Genomic DNA, 5,039 nt, shown 5'->3' on the forward strand with positions numbered 1-5,039 from the left:
GTGGGGGAACCGAGGGGGGACCGTGGAGCGGCGGCAGTGGAGGTACCCCGTGGTCGCCGCTCCACGGGCGGACGGTCCCGGCGCCCTGTCAGCCGAAAACGGCCAGGGACTTGGCCTTGCCCCGCTGCTCCTCGACGAGGGCGAGGAAGCGGCCCTCCGGGTCGAAGACGGCGACGGGGCCGGAGCCCGCGTACTCCTCGGGCATGTCCAGCCGTACGCCGTTGGTGAGCAGCCGGGCGCGCCGGGCGTCGACGTCCCAGCGGCGGAACGCGGCCGCGGCGGCCTCGGCGACCGGCATCACGGTCAGCTCCTGCTGGAGCTGGTCGAGGGTGCGGGCCGCGTCCAGCTTGTAGGGGCCGACGCGGGTGCGGCGCAGGGCGGTGAGATGCCCGCCCACGCCGAGGTCGGCGCCCAGGTCGCGGGCCAGGGCCCGGATGTACGTGCCGGACGAACAGACGACCGAGACGACCACGTCGAGGACGGCCGTGCCGTCCTCGGCGACGGCTTCCCGGACGTCGTACACGCCGAAGGAGGAGACGGTGACCTGTCGGGCCGGGATGTCGAACTCCTCGCCGTCCCTGGCCCGCTTGTAGGACCGCACGCCGTTGATCTTGATGGCGCTGACCTTGGACGGCACCTGCATGATGTCGCCGGTCAGCTTGGCGACACCGGCGTCGATGGCGTCACGGGTGATCGCGGAGGCGTCCGTGGAGGAGGTGATCTCCCCCTCGGCGTCGTCGGTGAGGGTGTTCTGCCCGAGCCGGATCGTGCCCAGGTACTCCTTCTCGGTCAGTGCGAGGTGGCCGAGGAGTTTCGTGGCCTTCTCGATGCCGAGGACGAGGACGCCCGTCGCCATCGGATCGAGGGTGCCGGCGTGCCCGACGCGTCGTGTCCTGGCGATGCCGCGCATCTTGGCGACGACATCGTGCGAAGTGAAGCCCGACGGCTTGTCGACGATGACGAGGCCGTCGGGCGTGGTGTGCTTCTGGGTCATTCGGCGGTGTCGTCCGTCTCGTCGTCCTCGTCCGGCTTGCGGTACGGGTCGGCGTCGCCGGCGTAATGCGCGCCCGCGGACGCCTCCCGCACCTTCTCGTCGGACTGGCGCGCCTTGTCGAGGAGGTCCTCGATGTTCCGGGCGGTGTCCGGGAGGGCGTCCATGACGAAGGTCAGGGTCGGCGTGAACTTCACGCCGGCGGCCCGGCCGACCTCGGAGCGCAGGATGCCCTTGGCGCTCTCCAGGCCGGCCGCGGCCGCGTTCCGCTCCTCTTCGTCCCCGTACACGGTGTAGAAGACGGTCGCCTCCCGCAGATCACCCGTGACCCGGGTGTCCGTGATGGTGACGTGGGTGCCGAGCCGCGGGTCCTTGATCCCGCGCAGCAGCTTCTGGGCCACCACTTCCCGGATGAGGTCCGCCAGCCTCTTGGCCCGCGCGTTGTCGGCCACTGGTCCGTCTCCCGTTCTTTCCTGTCTGGGTCATTCTCGGTTCGTCAGTCGTCTTCGCCGTGGAAGCGCCGCCTGACGGACAGCAGCTCCACCTCGGGGCGGGCGGCGACCAGCCGTTCGCACCGGTCGAGTACGTCGCTCACGTGCGCCGCGTCGCCGGACACCAGCGCGAGGCCGATGACGGCCCTGCGGTGGAGGTCCATGTGATCCACCTCGGCCGCGCTCACCGCGTACTTGCGCTGGAGCTCGGCGACGATGGGGCGGACGACGGAGCGCTTCTCCTTCAGCGACCGTACGTCGCCGAGGAGCAGGTCGAAGGACAGCGTCCCCACGTACATGTGTATCCGGATGACCCGCCGGTACGGGATCGATGGCCCTGCGGTTGGGGCAGGGACATCAAGAACGGTACCGCGTACCTGCCGGTGGCTCGACGGGGTTTTCCTTTGCCCACCCACCCGCCCGACACGGTCGGCCAGGAGGTGCTGCCCCTGGGGCTCCGCCCCAGACCCCGGCAGGGACTACGTCCCCTGCACCCCTCGCGGGGTGTCACGCCAGCACCCCTCGCGGGGCCTCATCACATCCCTGGCCCCTCGCGGGGCTCCAATCCTGCACCCCTCGCGGCTTCAATCCTGCACCCTCGCGGGGCTTCAAACGCCAGCCCTCCGGCGGGGCCTCACCCGTGCATCCCGCCGGGGCGCCGAGGCACCCCGGCGGGGGCGCCGGGTCTGTTGCGCGGGAGAGACAAACGGCCAGCCGGCCGACGGGGCGAGGCCCCGTCGGCCGGTCTGGGAACCGTGGGTCACACCCGCGGCTTCTCGCGCATCTCGTACGTCGCGATGACGTCGTCGACCTTGATGTCGTTGAAGTTGCCGAGGTTGATACCGCCCTCGAACCCTTCGCGGATCTCGGTGACGTCGTCCTTGAAGCGACGCAGACCCTCGATGTTGAGGTTCTCCGCGATGACCTTGCCGTCGCGCAGGAGTCGCGCCTTGGTGTTGCGCCTGACCTCGCCGGAGCGGATGAGAACACCCGCGATGTTGCCCAGCTTGGACGAGCGGAAGACCTCGCGGATCTCCGCCGTGCCCAGCTCGACCTCTTCGTACTCCGGCTTGAGCATGCCCTTGAGGGCCGCCTCGATCTCCTCGATCGCCTGGTAGATGACCGAGTAGTACCGGACGTCCACACCCTCGCGCTCGGCCATCTGCTGCGCACGCCCGGCGGCGCGCACGTTGAAGCCGATCACGATGGCGTCGGAGCCCATCGCCAGGTCGATGTCGGACTCCGTGACCGCACCGACGCCACGGTGCAGGACGCGGATGTCGACCTCTTCGCCGACGTCCAGCTGGAGCAGGGAGGACTCGAGTGCCTCGACGGAACCAGAAGCGTCACCCTTGATGATCAGGTTCAGCTGCTGGACCTCGCCGGCCTTCAGCACCTTGTCCAGGTCCTCCAGCGACACACGGCGCGTGCGCTTCGCGAAGGCCGCGTTGCGCTCGCGCGCCGCACGCTTCTCCGCGATCTGACGGGCCGTACGGTCCTCGTCGACGACGAGGAAGTTGTCGCCGGCGCCCGGGACGTTGGTGAGGCCCAGGACCTGCACCGGCGTCGACGGGCCCGCCTCGGTGACGAGGTTGCCGTTGTCGTCGTGCATCGCCCGGACTCGGCCGTACGCGTCGCCGACCACCATGGTGTCGCCGACCCGCAGCGTGCCGCGCTGGACGAGGACCGTCGACACGGCACCGCGGCCGCGGTCGAGACGGGACTCGATCGCGATGCCCTGCGCGTCCTGGTGGGGGTTGGCCCGCAGGTCGAGCGAGGCGTCGGCCGTGAGGATCACGGCCTCCAGCAGGGAGTCGATGTTCAGACCCTGCTTGGCGGAGATGTCGACGAACATCGTGTCGCCGCCGTACTCCTCGGCCACCAGCCCGTACTCGGTGAGCTGACCGCGCACCTTGGTCGGGTCGGCGCCCTCGACGTCGATCTTGTTGACCGCGACGACGATCGGGACGTCGGCCGCCTTGGCGTGGTTGAGCGCCTCGACCGTCTGCGGCATGACGCCGTCGTTGGCCGCGACGACCAGGATCGCGATGTCGGTCGACCGCGCACCACGGGCACGCATGGCGGTGAACGCCTCGTGACCCGGGGTGTCGATGAAGGTGATCTTGCGCTCTTCGTCGTTGACCTCGGTCGCGACCTGGTAGGCACCGATGTGCTGGGTGATGCCGCCGGCCTCGCCCGCGATGACGTTCGTCTTGCGGATGGCGTCGAGGAGCCGGGTCTTACCGTGGTCGACGTGACCCATGACGGTGACGACCGGCGGGCGGACCACCAGGTCCTCCTCGTCGCCCTCGTCCTCGCCGAACTCGATGTCGAAGGACTCCAGGAGCTCGCGGTCCTCCTCCTCCGGGCTGACGATCTGAACCGTGTAGTTCATCTCGTCGGCGAGGAGCTGGAGCGTCTCGTCGGAGACCGACTGCGTGGCCGTGACCATCTCGCCGAGGTTCATCATGACCGCGACGAGCGACGCCGGGTTGGCGTTGATCTTCTCCGCGAAGTCGGTGAGCGACGCACCGCGCGACAGGCGAACGGTCTCGCCGTTGCCGCGAGGCAGCATCACACCGCCGACCGACGGGGCCTGCATGGCCTCGTACTCCTGACGGCGCTGCCGCTTCGACTTGCGGCCACGACGCGCCGGACCACCGGGACGGCCGAAGGCGCCCTGCGTGCCACCACGGCCACCGGGACCACCGGGACGGCCGCCGAAGCCGGGACGGCCACCGCCGCCGGGACCACCGGGACGACCGGCGAAACCGCCGCCACCGCCACCGGGACCACCGGGACGACCGGCGAAACCGCCGCCACCGCCACCGGGACGGCCGGCGAAGCCGCCGCCACYCGGGCGACCGCCGCCGCCACCACCGGGACGGCCACCGCCACCGCCGCCGGGACCGCGGCCACCGGGGCCACCGCCACCGGGACGCGGACCGGCAGCCGGACGCTGCGGCATCATGCCGGGGTTCGGACGCGGACCGCCGGGACCGCCGCCGGGACGCGGGCCGCCACCCTGCGGACGGGGCATACCGCCCGGCGTGGGACGCGCGCCTCCGGGAGCCTGCGGACGAGGACCGCCCGCCGCGCCCTGGGGACGGGAACCGCCCTGGCCCTGGCCCTGCGGACGCGGGGCGCCGCCGGGGGCACCGGGGCCGCCCGGACGCGGGGCACCGCCCGGACGGGGCGCCTGCGGGCGCGCCATGCCGGTGGAGCCACCAGAGGTGAACGGGTTGTTGCCCGGACGGGGACCCGCCGGACGGGCACCGGGACGCGGGGCGCCGCCACCCGGACGCGAGGCGCCGGGACGGTCGCCACGGTCACCACGACCCTGGCCACCCTGGCCGGCCGGACGCGGAGCACCCGGACGCGGTGCCTGGCCGGCCGGACGCGGGGCGCCCGGACGCGGGCCGGAGCCCTGCGACGAGCCCTGCGAAGAGGCCGGGGCGGCGGGAGCCGACGGGGGCGCCTGGAACTCGGGCGTGGTCGGAGCCGGGGACGCCGGGGCGGGCCGCGGCGTCCCCGGCTCCGACCACGCCCGAGTTCCA

At 72.0% G+C, this 5,039-nt stretch carries 4 protein-coding genes; all 4 read right to left on the minus strand.

All coding sequences use genetic code 11. The features are described 5' to 3' along the window. Positions 1 to 88 precede the first annotated feature (88 nt). Positions 89 to 994, minus strand: a complete 906-nt coding sequence (truB, locus tag CA983_RS40700) for a tRNA pseudouridine(55) synthase TruB (RefSeq protein WP_086605705.1) — start codon at positions 992 to 994, stop codon at positions 89 to 91. Then, entirely contained in the window at positions 991 to 1,443 is a 453-nt protein-coding gene (gene rbfA, locus CA983_RS40705) for a 30S ribosome-binding factor RbfA (protein ID WP_086605706.1), read from the minus strand. The genes truB and rbfA overlap by 4 nt, the downstream gene beginning before the upstream one ends. A gap of 44 nt (positions 1,444 to 1,487) precedes the next feature. Then, positions 1,488 to 1,781 carry a DUF503 domain-containing protein gene (locus CA983_RS40710; protein WP_086605707.1) on the minus strand — a complete coding sequence of 98 codons (294 nt, stop codon included), beginning with the start codon at positions 1,779 to 1,781 and terminating at the stop codon, positions 1,488 to 1,490. A 461-nt stretch (positions 1,782 to 2,242) separates the two neighbouring features. Continuing rightward, on the minus strand, positions 2,243 to 5,039 hold a 2,797-nt coding region (gene infB / locus CA983_RS40715), incomplete at its 5' end, for a translation initiation factor IF-2 (RefSeq protein ID WP_086605708.1).

The organism is Streptomyces swartbergensis, from assembly GCF_002148965.1.
Lineage (GTDB): Bacteria > Actinomycetota > Actinomycetes > Streptomycetales > Streptomycetaceae > Streptomyces > Streptomyces swartbergensis.

Bases quoted from the DNA above. Each gene is read 5' to 3' on its own strand.
- CA983_RS40710 (WP_086605707.1), bottom strand. From the start codon at position 1,781: ATGTACGTGGGGACGCTGTCCTTCGACCTGCTCCTCGGCGACGTACGG.
- truB (WP_086605705.1), bottom strand. From the start codon at position 994: ATGACCCAGAAGCACACCACGCCCGACGGCCTCGTCATCGTCGACAAG.